The sequence below is a fragment of the Mucilaginibacter sp. P25 genome, assembly GCF_050859465.1.
GTDB lineage: Bacteria > Bacteroidota > Bacteroidia > Sphingobacteriales > Sphingobacteriaceae > Mucilaginibacter > Mucilaginibacter gossypii.
In genome coordinates this window covers 92,256-110,761 of the sequence record NZ_CP193937.1, presented here as the reverse complement: position 1 = coordinate 110,761, position 18,506 = coordinate 92,256, and the positions used below count along the sequence as shown (strand labels likewise).

The 18,506-nt window shown below is 43.4% G+C and carries 18 protein-coding genes and 2 pseudogenes; 8 read left to right on the top strand and 12 right to left on the bottom strand.

Features of this window, described 5'->3' with window-relative positions; translation table 11 throughout:
* Positions 1 to 74 precede the first annotated feature (74 nt).
* The 8 genes and pseudogenes from ACRQ5D_RS00505 to ACRQ5D_RS00470 all read right to left on the bottom strand — a co-directional run bounded on the left by ACRQ5D_RS00505 (position 75) and on the right by ACRQ5D_RS00470 (position 9,439).
* On the bottom strand, positions 75 to 200 hold the full coding sequence (locus tag ACRQ5D_RS00505; RefSeq protein ID WP_432328301.1) for a hypothetical protein: 126 nt from the start codon (positions 198 to 200) through the stop codon (positions 75 to 77).
* A gap of 27 nt (positions 201 to 227) precedes the next feature.
* Positions 228 to 1,748 (bottom strand): MDR family MFS transporter, encoded by a 1,521-nt coding sequence (locus tag ACRQ5D_RS00500; protein ID WP_431200921.1) that lies wholly within the window; start codon positions 1,746 to 1,748, stop codon positions 228 to 230.
* 100 nt (positions 1,749 to 1,848) lie between these two features.
* A complete protein-coding gene (locus tag ACRQ5D_RS00495) occupies positions 1,849 to 2,586 on the bottom strand; it encodes an SDR family oxidoreductase (protein ID WP_091175018.1) in 738 nt (245 codons plus the stop codon).
* A 249-nt stretch (positions 2,587 to 2,835) separates the two neighbouring features.
* Positions 2,836 to 3,429, bottom strand: coding sequence for a LutC/YkgG family protein (locus tag ACRQ5D_RS00490; protein WP_432328299.1), 594 nt, complete (start codon positions 3,427 to 3,429; stop codon positions 2,836 to 2,838).
* Positions 3,429 to 4,813: pseudogene (locus ACRQ5D_RS00485) on the bottom strand (lactate utilization protein B). Before ACRQ5D_RS00485 ends, ACRQ5D_RS00490 begins: the two are co-directional and overlap by 1 nt.
* Positions 4,813 to 5,550, bottom strand: a complete 738-nt coding sequence (locus tag ACRQ5D_RS00480; RefSeq protein WP_091175024.1) for a (Fe-S)-binding protein — start codon at positions 5,548 to 5,550, stop codon at positions 4,813 to 4,815. Before ACRQ5D_RS00480 ends, ACRQ5D_RS00485 begins: the two are co-directional and overlap by 1 nt.
* Before the next feature lie 436 nt (positions 5,551 to 5,986).
* A complete protein-coding gene (locus tag ACRQ5D_RS00475; RefSeq protein ID WP_432328297.1) occupies positions 5,987 to 6,631 on the bottom strand; it encodes an START domain-containing protein in 645 nt (214 codons plus the stop codon).
* A 138-nt stretch (positions 6,632 to 6,769) separates the two neighbouring features.
* Positions 6,770 to 9,439 (bottom strand): family 78 glycoside hydrolase catalytic domain, encoded by a 2,670-nt coding sequence (locus ACRQ5D_RS00470; RefSeq protein ID WP_432328295.1) that lies wholly within the window; start codon positions 9,437 to 9,439, stop codon positions 6,770 to 6,772.
* Between the two features lie 360 nt (positions 9,440 to 9,799).
* Here ACRQ5D_RS00470 and argH point away from each other — a divergent pair.
* The 7 genes and pseudogenes from argH (at position 9,800) to ACRQ5D_RS00435 (ending at position 15,609) form a co-directional block, all read left to right on the top strand.
* A pseudogene (gene argH, locus ACRQ5D_RS00465) lies at positions 9,800 to 11,133 on the top strand (argininosuccinate lyase).
* A gap of 45 nt (positions 11,134 to 11,178) precedes the next feature.
* Positions 11,179 to 11,412 carry a DUF4369 domain-containing protein gene (locus tag ACRQ5D_RS00460; RefSeq protein ID WP_432328293.1) on the top strand — a complete coding sequence of 78 codons (234 nt, stop codon included), beginning with the start codon at positions 11,179 to 11,181 and terminating at the stop codon, positions 11,410 to 11,412.
* Positions 11,413 to 11,749: 337 nt separating this feature from the next.
* A complete protein-coding gene (locus tag ACRQ5D_RS00455) occupies positions 11,750 to 12,250 on the top strand; it encodes a TlpA family protein disulfide reductase (RefSeq protein WP_432328291.1) in 501 nt (166 codons plus the stop codon).
* Positions 12,251 to 12,393: 143 nt separating this feature from the next.
* A complete protein-coding gene (locus ACRQ5D_RS00450) occupies positions 12,394 to 12,600 on the top strand; it encodes a YwbE family protein (protein WP_091211944.1) in 207 nt (68 codons plus the stop codon).
* A 56-nt stretch (positions 12,601 to 12,656) separates the two neighbouring features.
* Positions 12,657 to 13,349, top strand: coding sequence for a DUF1345 domain-containing protein (locus ACRQ5D_RS00445; RefSeq protein WP_432328289.1), 693 nt, complete (start codon positions 12,657 to 12,659; stop codon positions 13,347 to 13,349).
* Positions 13,350 to 13,563: 214 nt separating this feature from the next.
* Positions 13,564 to 15,198, top strand: coding sequence for an amidase (locus ACRQ5D_RS00440; protein ID WP_432328287.1), 1,635 nt, complete (start codon positions 13,564 to 13,566; stop codon positions 15,196 to 15,198).
* A 6-nt stretch (positions 15,199 to 15,204) separates the two neighbouring features.
* Positions 15,205 to 15,609, top strand: coding sequence for a helix-turn-helix domain-containing protein (locus ACRQ5D_RS00435; protein ID WP_354437220.1), 405 nt, complete (start codon positions 15,205 to 15,207; stop codon positions 15,607 to 15,609).
* A 415-nt stretch (positions 15,610 to 16,024) separates the two neighbouring features.
* On the opposite strand, the gene ACRQ5D_RS00430 is transcribed toward ACRQ5D_RS00435, so the two are convergent.
* On the bottom strand, positions 16,025 to 16,234 hold the full coding sequence (locus ACRQ5D_RS00430) for a hypothetical protein (protein WP_090527874.1): 210 nt from the start codon (positions 16,232 to 16,234) through the stop codon (positions 16,025 to 16,027).
* 103 nt (positions 16,235 to 16,337) lie between these two features.
* On the opposite strand from ACRQ5D_RS00430, the gene ACRQ5D_RS00425 reads away from it, so the two are divergent.
* A complete protein-coding gene (locus tag ACRQ5D_RS00425; RefSeq protein WP_432328285.1) occupies positions 16,338 to 17,087 on the top strand; it encodes a YdcF family protein in 750 nt (249 codons plus the stop codon).
* On the opposite strand, the gene ACRQ5D_RS00420 is transcribed toward ACRQ5D_RS00425, so the two are convergent.
* The 3 genes from ACRQ5D_RS00420 to ACRQ5D_RS00410 all read right to left on the bottom strand — a co-directional run bounded on the left by ACRQ5D_RS00420 (position 17,088) and on the right by ACRQ5D_RS00410 (position 18,385).
* Positions 17,088 to 17,315 (bottom strand): hypothetical protein, encoded by a 228-nt coding sequence (locus ACRQ5D_RS00420; protein ID WP_176628549.1) that lies wholly within the window; start codon positions 17,313 to 17,315, stop codon positions 17,088 to 17,090.
* Between the two features lie 210 nt (positions 17,316 to 17,525).
* Positions 17,526 to 18,038 carry a nucleoside hydrolase gene (locus tag ACRQ5D_RS00415; RefSeq protein WP_432329674.1) on the bottom strand — a complete coding sequence of 171 codons (513 nt, stop codon included), beginning with the start codon at positions 18,036 to 18,038 and terminating at the stop codon, positions 17,526 to 17,528.
* Complete coding sequence (locus ACRQ5D_RS00410) at positions 18,035 to 18,385, bottom strand: hypothetical protein (protein ID WP_432328283.1); 351 nt, start codon at positions 18,383 to 18,385, stop codon at positions 18,035 to 18,037. The genes ACRQ5D_RS00415 and ACRQ5D_RS00410 overlap by 4 nt, the downstream gene beginning before the upstream one ends.
* Between the last annotated feature and the right edge of the window lie 121 nt (positions 18,386 to 18,506).

The window sequence follows — 18,506 nt, the reverse complement described above, 5'->3', positions numbered from 1 at the left end:
GCCCGAGTTGTATTCAAATACTTCGGCAGCTACTTCTTCCTTGTTTTTAAAATTACCGTAAATACTGCCTTTGGTTAGTCCGGTAGCTTCGGTAAGGTCGGAAAGGGATGTGCCGGCATACCCCTTTTATTGAACACGGGTGAGGTACGCTCAATAATGAATTGACGTGTACGTTCGGCTTTTGACAATTCGTTTTCCATATTACAAATATACCAATTGGTATTTAATTAGTGGTCATTTATGATAACAACAGCCCGGGCTTGTTTTTTACGGTTGATAACAAGGAATAAGAGCGGCATAGCCAGTAAAAATATCAAACCCGAAAGTAGGTAGGCATCCAGGTAACTTAATAAAAATGATTGCCTGTTAATGGTATTATCAATAACCGCAATGGCCTTTTTATGAGCGTCAAATGATGAAAAACCCCGGCTGCTGAAATAGTTGCTAAGCTTGGCGATCCTTGCTGTAGTTTGATCATTGAAAATATTGATATTGGATAACAGGTCATTGCGGTGTAATCCGAAACGTTGGGCTACATATGTATTAATTACGGCGATACCAAATGAACCACCTAACTGCCGCATCATATTATTTAAAGCAGTTCCCTGTGGAATGTCTTTAGGTTCGAGCCCCGATACTGCTAAAGCGGTAAGGGGTACGGTTAATAAGGCAATACCCATGGCACGGTAAATTAGTGGGCCAACCAAATCACCAGGCGCTGCCTCCAGATTCATGTGCGACATTTGCCAGGTAAAGCTGATGAAGATAACGAACCCCGCAGTAATGATGATCAACGGAGATACACCTTTTTTTAACAATGTGGCCGAAAATAACAAGCCCACAATGGCCAGTACCGCGCCTGGCAACAGAATAAGCCCCGTAATAGTTGGCGGGAACAGGAGCACTCTTTGGGCAAGCACAGGTGTGAGGAATACAGACGTAAACAAGCCAAACCCGGTTACAAATGTCAGTATAGCCGCTACAGCGAGCGACTTGCTTCTCAGTACCCGTAGATCAATAACCGGGTTAGGGGTTGTAAGCTCCCACCAAATGAAAGTACTAAGACTTATAATGGCTATTATAGTAAGCACTATAATGTAACCGGCGGCAAACCAGTCGTCAGTTTCACCGCGTTCTAATACAGTTTGAAGCGAGCCGATGCCTATAATCAGCAGAAGGATGCCCCACCAGTCCACACTTTTTACTTTGGCTTTGATCTCCGGTTCGGTAACCAGCAATAAACTTGATATGGTTACAGCAATACCGATTGGGATGTTGATGTAAAAGATCCATGGCCAGCTATAATTTTCGGTAATGAACCCACCCAGGGTAGGGCCGATGGTTGGACCTAGAAATACACCTACGCCAAATAGCGCGCTGGCTATACCTACGCGGTCTTTACCATAAACTTCAAACACAATGGCTTGAGATACTGATAACAGCGCGCCACCGCCAATGCCCTGTAAAAAGCGAAAAGCAACCAGTGTCCATATGTTTGACGATAGTCCACACATGGCCGAAAAGAAAGTAAACGCGATGATTGAACCGATATAATAATTACGACGGCCAAGCTTGGTGGTTAAAAAGCTGGTCATCGGGATTACGATGATATTCGCTATAGCGTAGGCGGTTATCACCCAGGAAGTATCTTCGAGCGTGGCGCCAAGGTTACCGCTCATATGCGAAAGGGCAACATTTACTATTGAGGTATCTATCAGTTCCATAATAGCGGCTGCTATAACGGTAATGATTAGGATGCTTTTTTCATTGAAGTATGAGTTAGAAACTAATAATTGTCATAAAAAATACCAATCGGTATTTTTTATGACAAAAAAACTAAACCAGAAATTATCTCTGGTGCAGAGCTTTTAAAGCTTCGGCTGGGTTTGACAGGAACAGACGGTAGAATGGTTCGGTACCACCAACGCGGATCTCAAAGTTGTCGGTTTCAAAGCCTGCTACAAATTCATCAGCAACCTGCGACGCCGGGATACCGTTATGTCCGCCAATTTCTGCCGAAAATTCGGTATCGACCAATGGAGGCATTAGCTCAAATACTTTAATGTTAGTGTCTTCTAAAGCAGCTCTCAATGAAATGGTGTAAGAGTGCAGAGCGGCTTTAGTTGCTGAGTAGGTAGCAGTTTGTTTGCCAGGCAAAAAGGCAACTATTGATGATACGTTTACGATAGCCGCTTCGCTTTGCTGCTGTAAAACCGGAAGCAGTTTTTCGTTAAGGCGGATTACTGAAATATAGTTGGTAAACATTTCAGTTTGTGCGTTTTCAAAAACGTTGGGCGTAGTAAGCAGATCGTTAATTGAAGCTGCACCGGCGTTATTGATCACCACATTTAGCTGAGGGAAATCTTTTTTCACTTTTGCGGTTAGTGCCTCTACATCATCTGCATTTGAGATATCGGCCTTAATAGCGGTTACATTTTGTAATTGGGCGGCTGCTTTGTCCAAGCGATCCTGGTTGCGGCCTATAATAATTACGTGGTTATTTTTAGCTGATAGTTGTTTAGCTATTTCAAAACCTATTCCGGCGCTGCCGCCGGTTATCAATACTGTATTTTGTGAAATTTTCATGTTGTTGAGTGTCATTTAGTTTTGACAGTACAAAAATATACCAATCGGTATATTTTTGTATCATTCATTTGTCATTGTTGTAAATTGTTGATTTTTAGGAATAGAAGAAATTTGCACTCATTTGTAACGAGCAGAAAAAATGTCATAGCGAGGAGGAACGACAGAAGCAATCGCATGCTATACAGGGCGGATATGCTTTCGTGCGATTGCCGCGCTGCGCTCGCAATGGCATGAACTTTTAAGTGGTTTTTACGAAAGTATAAAAACCGATAAACTCCTTGGCCCATGCGCACCAATCACTAATGACTGCTCAATATCCGCTGTTTTTGAAGGGCCGGAGATAAACGAGCCATAGCCATAATCAGCATCGACAATTACCTTGTAAGCTTGCGCCATGGTAGGTACAAAATCATCTTTACCGATCACTACCGCCAGATGCTGGGCAATAAATGGCAACACCCGGCTACCCATATCCTTTTCAGTAAGCCAGAGGGCCCCGTTTTCGGCAACACCAAGTTTAGTACTAAGTACGGTTAGCTCCACATCGGCAAAGTTGTGGCCGTCTTCGTGTTTCACGTTTTCTGCATAAATGTAATCGCTCCGTTCGTTAAGGGCAGATATGATTTTTACACCGGGTTTAAATTCATTGTTGATGATGGTTTTGATCTCATCAAAGCCGCTAACCTCATAAACAAAGCTGCCGCCTGCTGTAGCTATGGTTTTGTATTTTGACACAAGGTCTGTTCTAACATCGGTTAAGGTATTCAGCACTTCCATATCAGGCAGCGGGTTTGCTGCCGGCTGATTAAATTTTACAGCGGCTAATATCTTTTCGCGACTCATTAGTTTTTTGCTCCTTTCCTTTTGGCATACCATTCGCCAAACGATTCATCGGGTGCTTTTGGCATTTCGCGTTGGTTGTACCAGGGATTTAATTTATTATTTACCGCAAATGGGGCATATTTAAACACCAGTCGACCGGTTTTTCCCCCATACGGTATAAAGTTGGTGAGGCCAATGTTAAAGCCATAGCCTTCATAGCCATAGTTTTGGCTTTGGGCGAATAGCCTTCCTTAACAATTACCTGCCGCCATTTATACAGCTGGTCATGAATATCTATTTTAACCGGGCACACATTGCTGCACGAACCGCAAAGAGTAGAAGCAAAGGGCAGGTCGGCATATTTTTTCATGTCGAGGTTAGGGGCGAGGATTGAGCCTATCGGCCCTGCGACAGCAGTATGGTAGCTGTGCCCGCCGCTTTTGCGGTAAACGGGACAAGTGTTCATACAAGCCCCGCACCGGATACATTTTAATGAATTGCGAAACTCCTCGCGACCCAACTGAATGCTGCGCCCGTTATCAACAATAACAATATGAATTTCGGTACCATCCTGTGGTTTGCTGAAATGGCTTGAGTAAGTAGTAATTGGCTGGCCGGTAGCGCTGCGGGTAAGCAGGCGCAGAAACACACCAAGATGCTTCCTTTCGGGGATGATCTTTTCAATACCCATCGACGCAATATGGATCTCAGCCAGGTGCGCCCCCATGTCGGCGTTACCCTCGTTGGTACAAATCACAAACTCGCCGGTTTCTGCCACGGCAAAATTAACCCCCGTAAGCGCCGCGCGACGGGTTAAAAACACCTCGCGTAAATGTTGACGGGCAGTTTCAGTCAATATTTTAGGGTCTGATTCACCTTTGGCCGAACCTAAATGCTCGTGGAAAATATCGCCTATTTCTTCTTTCTTTTTATGGATACATGGCAGTACGATATGACTTGGCGGTTCATTGGCCAACTGTACGATGCGCTCTCCGAGATCGGAGTCAATTACGTCGATGCCCTGTTCTTTCAGGTATTCATTTAAATGGCATTCCTCGGTAAGCATCGACTTGCTTTTAACCATTTTAGTAATGCCCCTTTGCTCGAGCAGGTTGTGTACAATCTGGTTATGTTCAGCCGCGTCTGCAGCCCAGTGTACTATGATGCCATTTTTAATGGCGTTAGCCTCAAACTGTTCCAGGTAGGTGCTCAGGTTTGAGAGTACGTTAAATTTTATTTGTGATGCCGTTTCGCGCAGCAGTTCCCATTCGGGGAGTTTATGAGCGGCAATGTCCCGTTTGGCACGTACCCACCACAGGGTTTCGTCGTGCCAGTTTACACGTGGCTCGTCGCGGTTAAATTCGGCAGCTAAATGCGGGTGATCTTTGGTAGTTGCGGTGCTCATTACATGCTGTGGTTTAAAATTTCGGCTACGTGAATTACTTTAACATCGCTGTTTTGACGGCGCAGGATGCCTTCGAGGTGCATCAGGCACGAAAGATCGGCCGAGGTGATGTACTGTGCCCCGTGCGATATGTGATCGGCCACACGGTCTTTCCCCATTTTGGCCGACACTGCCTCCTCGACTACACAAAACGTTCCTCCAAAACCGCAGCAATCATCCTGGCGGCTAAGTGGTACCAGTTCCAGTCCATTCACCAGATCCAGTAACTGGGCCGGTTTGCTGAATGGTTCGGCAACAAGCTCACTCATTTGGGCTATGCGTAAACCACGCAAACCATGGCAGCTCTGGTGTAAACCAACCTTGTAAGGGAAACTGGCCGAAAGTTGTTTTACTTTTAAAACATCAACCAAAAACTCAGTAAGCTCATAAACTTTTTTGCGGATCTCGGTAGCCTGTTCTTCTTTCCCATCGGCATATAAATGCTCTTTGATATGCAGGGTGCAACTCCCCGAAGGGCAAACGATATAATCGTATCCCGAAAAATTATCGACAAATAAATTATTGCAGCCACTGGTTAAATGCTCATAGCCCGAATTGGCCATAGGCTGTCCGCAGCAGGTTTGATTTTTAGGGTAGTGGACTTCACAGCCAAGTTTCTCCAGTAACTCCAGCGTGGCAATAGCCGCTTTGGGGTAAAACTGGTCAACATAGCAAGGAACAAACAAGGCAACTCTCATCGTTTACACGTTTACTTTATTGGTTAAAGCAATATTAACGTTTATAATTTGCACAACTATCCTTTGGTATCCTGCCGGCAAATTAAACGGTTATATACTAACATCGAAAGTACAGCTAAGTGTGATACGAGTTTTCAATTTTATTTGCAAAATGCTGACGTTTATTTGCAAGTTGTCTGAACCTGGATTTGGGGGATTTTTTGGAAGACAGGATTTTTGAATGTGGAGTGAATTGAAAGGGCGCAATTAAAATCCAATAAATCTCTTAATCCTAAAAATCCCGGTTCAGAATTTAGGGCGTTGCATTCGGCCAGGCTTTCCGCTCATACTGCGCAGGCTTTAGTCACAGGCGGGTATCCGCTGCAATCCTTAACGCGAAATTTGTTTTCAATTATAAATTCGTTGCTAAACGCTCCCCCTTTAGGGGGCTGGGGAGCTACTGCACATATGCCAGCTTCACATCCCTATAAGCCGGTTTCTGCAATTGTTTTTTTAAACCTTTAAAACTTTCGGTAGGGCCTTGTGCGGCAAACATGTTAATAAGCCATGCAGGTACAGATCCTCCGGGATCAAGGTGCAGGGTGTACACAATACTTACATGGGAGCTATCAACAGGAGTAATAATCCACTTGCCGGTTGAATTTTCCACCCTTACAATGCCATCTTTCGCGGGTACCATGTTTGAGATAACCGGAGCGTCAATAGTGACAACTTTGGTTTTAGGGTCCTGTGTAACCTTTAAATGCGCTACGAAATCGCGGTTATGCACCGGCCATGGTATGTTTACTTCCGAGTAATAATAAATATCTGATGGCGACACCTGCTTAATAATGGTAGCCGATTTGGTGTGATAAACCCACTCGCTGCAGGTTTTAATATCCATAAGCACAGCTACCAACTGAGCAGCAGTGGCATTAAATGTGCATTCTACTTTAATGGCTTTGATTTTTGAATCGGGGATGTGGCGGGTATAAACCCTGATGCCTTCCTTATCGGTGTTTAATGACCATGGCTCTTCAGGGCCTGCCATGGCAAATTTGGCAACAAATAATAAAAATACGATAGTAAGTATCCTGCGCATGGTGTATCAGTGATTGTAAATAAGGTGTGACAAATTTATATACAAAAACAGGCCGGGGTTGCCCCGGCCTGTCAGTAAATGGTCATTTGATATGCGCAGATATTAAAATATGAAAATACTATGGCATTTGCGGTGATATTATTTTACCTCGAACACATAGCTGCCCGCATTTATTTTATACAACGCAGGGTTGTTGATTGCTTTGCCCGCAAGATAAACTTTACCAGCCGGGAAGCTAATTGTTGCACTTGAGTTTGCAGGCACGCTTACTTTATAAGTTACACTGTTACCGGTGCGTTGCCACGATGAAACAATGTTACCATAAGGCCCTTTATGGGTAGCCGTAAATTCATTTAGGTTTGGTACAAAATGAGGCTGAAGCAATACATTTTTAAAGCCGGGATGTTCAGGATCAGGGTGGATACCTGCAATACCTTTGTACAGCCATGCGCCGATTTCGCCAAACATGATGTGGTTAAGGGAGATATCGGATTTGGCATCTATTTGCCAGTTTTCATATAGTGTGGTAGCGCCGTTAACCATCCACCATCCCCATGATGGGAAGGTTTCCTGTGATGCTATTTTGTAAGCCACATCCGGGTAACCATTATCGCTTAGCGCACTTAAAATGGCTTTAGCACCTAATATCCCCACATCCAGATGGAAATTATCAGCTTCAACACGTTTGGCCAGGTTAGCTGCAACTTTGCTTTTCATGTTTTCGGGCACAACACCCCAGTAAAGCGGCACGCTTAGTTCTGTTTGCAAGCCGTTGCCGTAAAAGCCAGTTGTAGTATCTAAATATTTAGCATTGATGGCGTTCCTGATCTTATTGGCCAATGCCGAATATTTTACATAATCGGCTTGCTTGCCTAATATTTTAGCTGCTTTGGTCAATATACTTGCATCGGTATAGTAATAAACAGATGAAGTAAGTTCAACAGGCGAAACAGACTTTACCGGTACCCAATCGCCAAGGCCCCAGGTGGTAAGCCCGGTTGGGTAAAGCTCATCAATATGGTTCACGTATTTTTCAATGGCTGTATAGTTATCGGCCAGTAGTTTGCTATCGCCATAAAACAAATAAATATTATATGGGATGATGGCGATGGTACTGGTCCAGTCGGGCCCGTTACCCCATTCATAGCCCCAGCCACCGGTTGGGATAATGGACGGCAATACACCGTTTGGCTGCTGTTCGTCGCGATGATCGGCCAGCCATTTTTCGTAAACAGTTATTCCGTCAAAGTTGTACAAACCTGTCTCGCTGGCAATATGGGCATCGCCTGTCCAGCCGTTTTTTTCGCGTTGAGGACAATCAGTAGGATAGCCGAACAAGTTGCTGAGGTAGCTATTGTTGGTAGCCGTCCAGATTTGGTTAATGGTTTGGTTTGATGCTTTCACTGTACCAATGGGTTCCACATCGCTGTGCATAAAAAATGCCTTGATGTTTTCTTTGCTAATCTGGATAGGTTTACTGCTGCTTACCTCAATATATTGAAATCCCTTGTAATTAAAGCGGGGTGAAAATGTTTCTTCGCCCTTGCCGCCTAAAATGAAAATATCGGTCTGGAATGGATCTTTATCATCAGTTGGACGATAATGCAGATCGATGTTGGATTGATCAACATGCCCGTTTTTATTCAACCTTTCAGCATGTTTAAGACGGATCACTGTGCCCGAATCACCTTTAACAGTGATTTGGCTTACGCCCGAAATATTTCGGCCCATATCAAACACCCAAATATCGCTGTCAATTTTGGTAACGCTTTTGGTACTGATGGTATCAACCGCATGGATAGGCTGCATAGCCTGCGATACAATGTTCATGGACGGGGCCGAACGGTTAATGACTGGCTTCCATTTGCTGTCGTCAAAGTTGGCGGTGTTCCAACCCGGTTGTTCCAGCCTGCCATCGTAATGCTCGGCGGTATAAATGCTGTTAAAAACAATTGGACTAAGTGAAGTTTTCCAGTCGGTGCCGGATTTTATGGTTTCAACTGTGCCATCGGTATAGGTTATGCGTAGGTCCATGCAAAACGCCGGGCGAGCACGCCATGGCGCCTGGTGAAAAAACCAAACCGCAGTACTTTGGTGATTGTACCAACCATTACCTAACAACACACCCACAGCATTTTTGCCGCTTTGCAACTGAGCTGTAACATCGTACGAAACGTAGAGTGTGCGCCTGTCGAACCGGGTATACATAGGATCGAGGCGGTGGTTACCGATCTTTTTACCGTTGATATAAAGTTCATGCAGACCGGCAACCGCGATATAAGCCCTTGCTGAGCGGATTGGTTTAGCTACCTTAAATGTATTGCGAAAATAGGGGGCGGGATTTACTGCTATCCCTTTATTATCGCTGATCCATGAGCCTTTCCAGTTTTGCATGCCCATCATACCGGTTTCAAAACTATTTATAGCTGATGGGGCAAGTTTTTTACCTGCCCGGTCCCAAAGCTGGACCTTCCAGAAATACTTAGTAAAAGGTTTTAGTTGTTGACCACTATAAATAATAAGATTATTTGATGAAGCAATTTTGGATGTAGCCCATGCGCTGCCGTTGCTTGCTGAAACAGCAGCCGAATCAGTACCTACATAAAGCTGGTAGGCACTCTGAGCTGCCCCCTGGGCTTTATCATTCATCAACCAGGTTAAACGGGGATGGGCATTGTCGATCCCGATCGGGTTTACAAGATATTCCGATTTAAGACCTGCAGCCCCAGGCGTTTGGGCATGTGTTACCGAATAAAAGCAAAATGATAAGGCAATGCTAAGCAATGGCTTACATAAAGGGTGTTTCATGTGGTTAAGATAGCGGTTTGTACGTTATTGGCAAATGACTATGATATATTGTCACAATCAACAATATTAACCGGATAGATTGGGATTGGCATCCTGAACTGTCTGAACCGGGATTCTGACCGTTGATTTTTTTGATTACATTGATTTCGCTGATTTTTTGTCTGAACTCGAATTTATTGAATTAAGGTATTAACAGAATGATTAGCAAATTCAAAAAAATCATTAATTCAATAAATTCGAGTTCAGACAATCTGCGTTGCGCTTGTATCCACAAATTCCCCTAATCCAGGTTCAGACAAAAAATCCTACTAATCCTTAAATCCCATAAATCATGGTTCAGATAATTTATACATTTGCACCATGAGCAAGCTATGGCAAAAAACTACCAACGTTAACGAGCTGGTTGAAAACTTTACTGTTGGTCGCGACCGCGAATTTGATGAGCAAATGGCTGCGTTTGATGTTTTGGGGTCACTGGCCCATACCCGTATGCTGCAAAGCGTTGGGCTGATGGACAGCACCGACCTTGAGCTTGTTCAACGCGAGTTGAAAAATATTTACGCCGATATTGCCAAAGGCGGTTTCCGTATTGACGAGCATGTGGAAGATGTACACTCACAGGTTGAGTTGCTGCTTACCCAGCGTATTGGCGATGCCGGTAAAAAGATCCACAGCGGCCGTTCACGTAACGACCAGGTTTTGGTCGACCTAAAGCTTTTCTTCCGTCACCAGTTGCAGGAAGTTGTTGAAAGCACCGAAACCTTGTTCCGCCAGCTTATTGAATTGAGTGAAAAACATAAAGATGTTTTATTGCCGGGTTATACCCACCTGCAGGTGGCCATGCCATCATCATTTGGCTTATGGTTTGGCGCCTATGCCGAAAGCCTGGTTGATGACCTTGAACTGGTTTTGGCTGCTTACCGCATTACCAATAAAAATCCGCTGGGTTCGGCTGCCGGTTATGGCTCGTCGTTTCCGCTTAATCGTACTTTAACTACACAGCTTTTAGGTTTTGATAACCTGAATTACAATGTTGTTTACGCACAAATGGGCCGTGGTAAAACCGAGCGGATCATAGCACAGGCCATATCAACCATTGCGGCTACGCTGGCTAAAATGGCAATGGATCAAACGCTGTACTTGAGCCAGAATTTTTCATTTGTAAGCTATCCTGATGCATTAACTACCGGCAGCAGCATCATGCCTCACAAAAAAACCCTGATGTTTGGGAAATTATGCGCGGCAAATGTAATCGTCTGCAAGCGCTGCCTACCGATGTAGCCATGATGACCACCAACTTGCCATCGGGTTACCATCGCGAACTACAGCTATTAAAAGAATTACTGTTCCCTGCCTTTGCCGACCTGAAGCACTGCCTGCAAATGGCAACTTTCATGCTGCAAAATATCACTGTTAAAACGAATATTTTGGATGATGCCAAATACGCTTACCTGTTTAGTGTAGAGGAAGTGAACCGTTTAACGCTGAGCGGTACACCATTCCGCGATGCTTATAAACAGATTGGTTTGGCTATTGAAGCAGGCAATTTTAACCCTGATAAAACGGTGAACCATACTCATGAGGGTAGCATCGGTAATTTGGGCAATGAGCAGATCTCGGCTTCGTTTAATAAACTGATCGATAATTTTGATTTCGGAAAAGTAGAGCAGGCAATAAAAGGATTGGTTAAGTAGTTATCTTAGTATCAGGAATTTTTTAAACACCCTGATACTAAACCAATGAAAAAACCTTATTACATCATCCTGCTGATGCTTATCAGCCTGTTTTCCTGTAAACATGATAATACCGTAATTATTAAAGGCGATATAAAAGGCCTTAAAAGTAAATGGGTATATTACAAACCCGCTTATTCATTTTTTAGTAAAGCCACAGACTCTGCCAAAGTTGCTGATGGAAAGTTCGAAATTAGATTTAAACGGGATACCCCTTTTTTGCTGATCTTGTTCAGTTAAATTATCTCGACGAAAAAGGAAAACAGCAATTTATAGATGTTGCCAATCCGTATGAGCCTTCAAAAAATCATTCCAGGTATACTTTTTTTGTTATAAGTTCGGGAATAACCACAATAACCGGAGACCTCTCAAAAACTGAAGGAGCGATCTTAAAAGGTGGGCCACGATCCGAGTCGTTTTTGAAGAATATAACGCTGCCTTATATCCGTATAAGTAAAGATGGTATTAGGAGAACCGCGCAGGCAGAAAGGATAAAAAAATTATCAGTCAGAATCCCGACTCTTATTGGAGTTTACTTGCGTTGCATGGTTTTAGATTTTACTTAGATCATTCCCAATTGAAAGAATTATTCAACTCTTTTGGCGATGAAGCAAAAGCATCGTACTATGGGAAAAAACTGAAACGGTTTATTGATAATCAGCCTGCAGATAAAAATCAGTTTGCTAATAGCGTTTTCAATGATGCTGATGAAAAGCCGGTGAACCTGGTGGATAATACAAAAAAGTTAAATATGGTGATATTCTGGGCAAGCTGGTGCGGCCCATGTCGCCAGGAAATCCCTTCCTTAAAGCGGATAGCAGCCCAATTTAATAAAGATGATATCAGATTTGTTAGCGTATCAATAGATGCAAAGAAAGAGAACTGGTTACCAGTTATGAAAGCTGAAGATATGCCCTGGCAGCAACTCATCATACCTCAGCAGGTGTTTTCTAAAGCACAGGCACAGTACAATTTGGGGTTCATACCACAGGTATACCTGGTTAATAATAAAAATATAGTAGTAAAAAAATTGATGGTTTTGACAATGGCAACGAAGAACGCGTTAAAACTTTTATAGCCGATTATCTTGCGAAAAATTGATATTTGCCTGGTTTTTGTGATAAGATTATTGTCGATCTATTCAATCGGTGAAATCATATCAATCAAAAAAATCAAAAAATAAAATCAGCGAAATCAACGTAATCAAATAAATCAACGGTCATGAATGGACAAAACAGAAGCGATATATACCCCGGCCTTGAGGTTGACATCATACTAAAAAAAGACCAGCGTACAGGTACGCTGACCAGGGGTTTCGTAAAACGGCTGTTAACCAGCGCGGCGTATCATTCACGCGGTATCAAAGTACAACTGGATGACGGGCAGGTAGGCCGTGTGGCCTGGATTGTTGAGGAAGACGATTTTTAGTATCTTCATTTAATCTACATCAAACATTATAATATTTATGGTGTAGCTTAAATTGTATGCCTCAAAAAACAAAAACCAAAGTCTTTTTTAGTCTTGATGCTCATCACCGCCTCCTGATCTCGTTAGGGGCCGCAGCAATAACACTGTTTTTCTCCTGGGCTCATTTTTCGGTGCCAACGGTTGCTTTGGTAACCTGGATAGCATTTGGTTTATGCATCATTATTATGGATTGGATCATTATTCTGACGGCCAACCCCGCCGAAATCCGTAAAATAGCCAGTATCGAAGACTCAAGCCGCACGCTGATATTTTTGTTTGTGATAGTATCATCAATGATGAGTTTGCTGGCAATAGTATTTCTATTGTTATCCACAAAAAACCAATCGGATGCGGTTGTGACGGCGCGGGTTTTATTGGCCATGGCATCGGTTATTGTTTCATGGTGGCTGGTACACACTATATTCGCCTTGCGTTATGCCCATATGTATTATACTACAGATCCCGATGATGATAAAAAACTCAAACATCTCGGCGGTCTTGAATTTCCGGGTGATGAAAAAGAGCCGGATTACCTCGATTTTGTATATTTCTCATTTGTTGTAGGCATGACGTTCCAGGTATCTGATGTGGAGATTTCCGCCCGGTCTATCCGCAGGCTGGCCTGGCTGCACGGGTTGATTTCTTTTGCATTTAATACAGCTATTGTCGCCTTGAGTATTAATGTGATATCGGGGATGATATCGAAATAAGGGTAAATAAATAAAAATAGGGTGTCATGCTGAGCTTGTCGAAGCATGGCGGATGGGGCCTCTGCGCGCGACCCTTCGACAAGCTCAGGGTGGCAGGGTTCTCTCCGTACATGATAATCTACCACCCCAATGTAACATTTAACTATCTGCGTCTCCCGCACCTTTCAAAGTAGTTAAATATTTTGTTATTTGTAATGCCTTTATTTAAACAGTTATGCACAGAAGAAATTTCCTCAAAACCGGTTCATTAGTCGGGTTAACGATATCTACTTTAGTAGCGGCATCCTGCAATCAGCCATCTGCCGAAAATAAAGCTGATGAAACTGCCGCTGCCGATAACAGTAAGGACGATATATTTGAACTGAGCGAAATAACCATTACCGATCTGCAGCAAAAAATGCAGAGCAAGCAGTTTACTGCAAGGCTGATTACTGAGCTGTACCTGAAACGCATTGATCAGATAGATAAAAAAGGAATTATGCTTAACTCGGTTATCGAGCTTAATAAAGATGCCCTGAACATGGCCGATGCTATGGACAGAGAGCGGGAAAAGGGTAAAGTGCGGGGACTCCTGCATGGTATACCGGTGCTGATCAAGGATAATATTAACACCGGCGATAATATGCATACCACAGCGGGTTCATTGGCATTAGCCGATAATTTTGCTAAACAGGACGCCTTCATTGTACATAAGCTCCGCGAGGCGGGAGCGGTGATATTGGGCAAGACCAATTTAAGCGAGTGGGCAAACTTTCGTTCAACGCATTCAACCAGTGCCTGGAGCAGCAGGGGAGGGCAAACCAAATGTCCTTATATTTTAGACAGGAACCCCAGCGGTTCAAGTGCCGGTACCGGAACCGCCGTCGCAGCCAATCTTTGCGTTATTGGCATCGGTACCGAAACCAATGGCTCGATAGTTTCACCGGCATCGGTTAACGGGTTAGTAGGCATCAAGCCTACTGTGGGCTTGTGGAGCCGGTCGGGTATAATCCCCATTTCCAAAACGCAGGACACGGCCGGACCAATGGCGCGTACAGTTAAGGACGCCGCCATATTACTCGGAGCGCTTACCGGTATTGATACGCTCGACCTGGCAACACTTGGTAGTAAAGGCAGGATCGAGGCGGATTATACCAAATTTTTAGACGCTAATGGTTTACAGGGTAAGCGCCTGGGGATTGAGAAATCTGCGCTTAATGATAACCCAACCGTTGTGGCATTATTACAGGATGCCATCAAAACCCTGAAAAGTAAAGGTGCCGAAGTGGTGGAGATAGAATTAAACAAGGAGCTGAAAACCATAGGCAAAAATGAATTTACCGTGCTGCTTTATGAATTTAAAGACGGCCTTAATCAATACTTTGGCAACGCCAACAGCAAAATAAAAACCTTGGCCGATGTAATTGCCTTTAACAAGCAAAATGAGGTTAAAGCAATGCCTTTCTTTAAACAGGAAACGATGGAGTTAGCTCAAGCCAAAGGTGACCTGAACAGTAAGGAGTATCTTGACGCAGTTAAGCAAACCAATACAGGTACCCGTAAAGTTATTGACGATATGCTGGCCAAATATAAACTTGATGCCATCATAGGTACCACTAATGGCCCGGCTGTATGTATCGACCTGGTAAATGGCGACTATGATAATGGTTTTAGCTTTTCAGGTCCTGCAGCTATGGCGGGGTATCCGCATATTACAGTGCCCATGGGGTTGGCCCATGGCCTGCCGGTTGGGTTATCGTTTTTTAGTACAGCCTACAAAGAGGGCGACATCATAAAATTGGGATATGCTTATGAGCAGGCATCTAAAAAGCGGGTAGCACCGCTGTTTAAGCCCGATCTGTTTGCTTAATTTTGTATGATGGAAGCAACGCTTACTGTTCCGAAAAAGATACTGGCCCGTCAGCATGAAATTACCGCCGACTATCTGAAGGCCATTGACAAACACCTTGAGGATGTGCTGAACAACCGCGTATTGGACATGTACGAGATCCGTGATTTTGCTGATGAAATGCATATCCATCCTACCCATTTGAGCAATACTATTAAACTCACCACAGGCAAACATCCCTGTTCCTTTTTCGAGGAAAAAATCATGGGGATTGCCAAAACCATGCTGCAGGAAAACAAGGTCAGTGTAGCCGAAATAGCTAACCGGCTTACTTTTGATCCATCAAACTTTACCAAGTTTTTTAAGCGTTTTGAGGGAATTACACCAAAACAGTATCGTGAACAATGGTTGGTAAGGAACCTTGATTTATAGGATTGGAGGATTACAGGATAAATAGTTAAAGAGTTATGCCGTTTGCAGACAATTCCCAGCGTGATAATATTAAAAATATATTTTTGCAATGCTGCGCGGGGGCCGCGTTAGTGATAGGAGCGGATACCGGCCAAGTGGCTAAGGCTTGCGTAGTATGAGCGGATAGCACGGGCCGCAGGCAACGCCAATATTTAAAAAAACGATCAAAAAAATATACTTAATAAATCAGTAACTTATAATCACGTCATTATAAGGAACGTAGCAACCGCACGGAAGCATGGCCACTCTGTAAAGTATGCGATTGCCGCGCTACGCTCGCAATGACACATCTTCTTTATTCTACAATAACTTTTTAGACAGGAGATAAAGCCGGCTAATAACAAATGTTAACATATAAAGTACCAGGCAGGACGTATTAACGCCTGTTATTATCCCTGAAATTTTGAGTGCGCACGGCAATTTGTTCCAAAGTAAGTTCGCCGTATTTTTTAGCGCGATCGGCCCATTCGGGGGCGTTGTCAACCAGGTTATCGATAATTGATTTACCGTCGGGTCCTTTTTTGGTTACGTAATTTATTCCGTAAGCAACTGCAGCACCTATCGCAAGAGTTTTGATAAAGCCCATAATTTATTTTTCTTTTCTGATATATGACAATGATAATGCCAGTTTGTTACTTCGCCCAATAAAAGCTTCTATATTTGAAGTACTTAAACACCATAACCGCCATATGTTTTTTATTTTTTCAAAAGTTCTTTCGTTTTTAATGAATTTGCTTCTATGGGTATTCGCATTTTTATTGATCGCCCTTTTTTCAAAGAACGTAAAACGTAAACGGAAATTTTTGCTTGCAGGTATTATTGTGCTTTATATTTTCTCTAATTCATTGTTACTTAACCTGGTTAGCTGGTGTTGGGATATCAGGGAGATTACTGTACCAGCCGATAAAAAGTATACCTGTGCTATAGTGCTGGGTGGTTTTAGCTCGGATGATGGCAATGGCGGCGGTTTCTTTAACTCTGCTGCCGATAGGTTTATCCAGGGTGTTCGTTTGCAAAAAACAGGTAAAGTCAGCCATCTTCTTATCACAGGAGGAAACGGGCTTTTGAGGCCATCGGGTTTTAGGGAGGCTGATTGGGTAAGGGAGCAACTCAGGGAAATGCAGGTTGCGGACAGTTGCGTACTAAGCGAACCGAAATCTCGGAATACCATTGAAAATGCCGCTTTTTCAAAAGAACTCTTGCAGCAGCATAAACTTAAAGCACCATATTTACTGGTTACCTCGGCATTTCATATGCGCCGTTCCCTGATGATATTTAAAAAACAGGGAGTTGACGTGGTTGCATACCCCTGCAATTTTTCCAGCCGCAGGTTTTCGGTATCTGCCGATGATTTCCTACCTAATGCAGGTGCTTTAGCAGGTTGGGGGACCTATATAAAAGAAGCCATCGGCTATGTGGTAACTCGTTATTTTAAGTGATCAGCCTTGTTTAAGATGCCCTATATTTGGGGTAAAACCAGGCTCCCGGCGGTTATGTTTATTCCAATTGGCTATATCCACCATTCCGGGCGGCGTTTGATAATGATTTGGGTTGGCGCCGCATCTTACAATAAATTTACCTTTAGCCTGTGCAATTACAGGCCTGCTGCCGCAGATAATGCAAGGCTCGCAAAAGATGGATACCTGAATTTTAATGGGTTCGCTCATAATTAAACTAAGGTGCTATCTATCGCGTGAAAATTCAATACCAAGTAGTTGGTATTTTTAGCGGTATATTACCGTTGTTCTTTAACAGGCTGGTGCATCATCAATTGTTCAATATCCTTTGCAATATCCCCGGGCTGCATGGCAAATTGAAGATATAAAAACCGCTCTCCCGGTACCACTACATCGGTGCCGTTGTCCTTTATTTCTATGTTAAGTTTGCGATAGGTAAAATAAGGTTTGGGCCCCCTGATGGCTGTTAGTACGGCGGTTCTCGTCCCAACTGTTTCGGCCGGTTGTGTTGTTGTCTTTGGTAAGCGCTATCTGGAAGGCGTCTTTTACCGGGCTATTTTTTATTGATATATTGTTGATCAGGCGGATTCCGGTCAGGATTTTTTCACCTATTTCAAAACCGCTAAGGGTAATAGGTGTAGGCCAGTCTTTAAATACTTTTTGCGCAGAGGCTGCGTCCACATTTACATTGTATTCGCTAAAGGTTTTACCGTCGGTACCTATTCCCGTAGCCATGGATACCAGTTGTTTTACTTTCTTTTTCACCAGTTGTTCTCCATCCAGTTTGCTGTATTTATCAGCTCCCGACCGGAGCAGATCGGCCAGGTTGGTGAAAAATCCTACCGAAATAATAGTTACGCTGCCATCGGCTTGCTTTGCCAGCACCTTGCGGTAAAGTGCTACCGCTTCAACTGCCTGGCTGTTTGATTTTATGTTATGCGGATATTTGGCAATAATAGCCTGGGCCCATTGCTGTGCACAGTCTTTATTGGGTTTGTCTTTTTTACAATACCTATGGGGATATTGGGCTTGCCAAAATAGGTGTTGATCACACTTATGGTTGGTGCGGTAGTTTCGAAGGCATTGCAGGATATGGTTGCTAATATTTTGGCCTCACCCTTATCTGCAAAGGCATACAGCATAGCCATCGCACCAACATCGTCATAATCTCCGGCGATATCCGTGTCGAAAATAACAGGGACAGGGCTGTGTTTTTGCGCTTTGACAAAGTTGAGGTTAAAAATAAATGCCAGGATGAGTAATGCTGATTTGAATTTCATTGTATGCTATAAAATAAAAGGTAGTTAGGCCCGAAAAAGATGTATCGGCAAATAAATGGTTTATGAATAACCGGTAAATAAATCTCGCATTATTTAATTACTTTGGCAAGTATTAATTTAT

Excerpts from the sequence above, each read along its gene's own strand:
- ACRQ5D_RS00505 (WP_432328301.1), bottom strand. The coding sequence starts at position 200 with ATGGAAAACGAATTGTCAAAAGCCGAACGTACACGTCAATTCATTATT.
- ACRQ5D_RS00495 (WP_091175018.1), bottom strand. The coding sequence starts at position 2,586 with ATGAAAATTTCACAAAATACAGTATTGATAACCGGCGGCAGCGCCGGA.
- ACRQ5D_RS00490 (WP_432328299.1), bottom strand. The coding sequence starts at position 3,429 with ATGAGTCGCGAAAAGATATTAGCCGCTGTAAAATTTAATCAGCCGGCA.
- ACRQ5D_RS00480 (WP_091175024.1), bottom strand. The coding sequence starts at position 5,550 with ATGAGAGTTGCCTTGTTTGTTCCTTGCTATGTTGACCAGTTTTACCCC.
- ACRQ5D_RS00475 (WP_432328297.1), bottom strand. The coding sequence starts at position 6,631 with ATGCGCAGGATACTTACTATCGTATTTTTATTATTTGTTGCCAAATTT.
- ACRQ5D_RS00470 (WP_432328295.1), bottom strand. The coding sequence starts at position 9,439 with ATGAAACACCCTTTATGTAAGCCATTGCTTAGCATTGCCTTATCATTT.
- ACRQ5D_RS00460 (WP_432328293.1), top strand. The coding sequence starts at position 11,179 with ATGAAAAAACCTTATTACATCATCCTGCTGATGCTTATCAGCCTGTTT.
- ACRQ5D_RS00450 (WP_091211944.1), top strand. The coding sequence starts at position 12,394 with ATGAATGGACAAAACAGAAGCGATATATACCCCGGCCTTGAGGTTGAC.
- ACRQ5D_RS00445 (WP_432328289.1), top strand. The coding sequence starts at position 12,657 with ATGCCTCAAAAAACAAAAACCAAAGTCTTTTTTAGTCTTGATGCTCAT.
- ACRQ5D_RS00440 (WP_432328287.1), top strand. The coding sequence starts at position 13,564 with ATGCACAGAAGAAATTTCCTCAAAACCGGTTCATTAGTCGGGTTAACG.
- ACRQ5D_RS00435 (WP_354437220.1), top strand. The coding sequence starts at position 15,205 with ATGATGGAAGCAACGCTTACTGTTCCGAAAAAGATACTGGCCCGTCAG.
- ACRQ5D_RS00430 (WP_090527874.1), bottom strand. The coding sequence starts at position 16,234 with ATGGGCTTTATCAAAACTCTTGCGATAGGTGCTGCAGTTGCTTACGGA.
- ACRQ5D_RS00425 (WP_432328285.1), top strand. The coding sequence starts at position 16,338 with ATGTTTTTTATTTTTTCAAAAGTTCTTTCGTTTTTAATGAATTTGCTT.
- ACRQ5D_RS00420 (WP_176628549.1), bottom strand. The coding sequence starts at position 17,315 with ATGAGCGAACCCATTAAAATTCAGGTATCCATCTTTTGCGAGCCTTGC.
- ACRQ5D_RS00410 (WP_432328283.1), bottom strand. The coding sequence starts at position 18,385 with ATGAAATTCAAATCAGCATTACTCATCCTGGCATTTATTTTTAACCTC.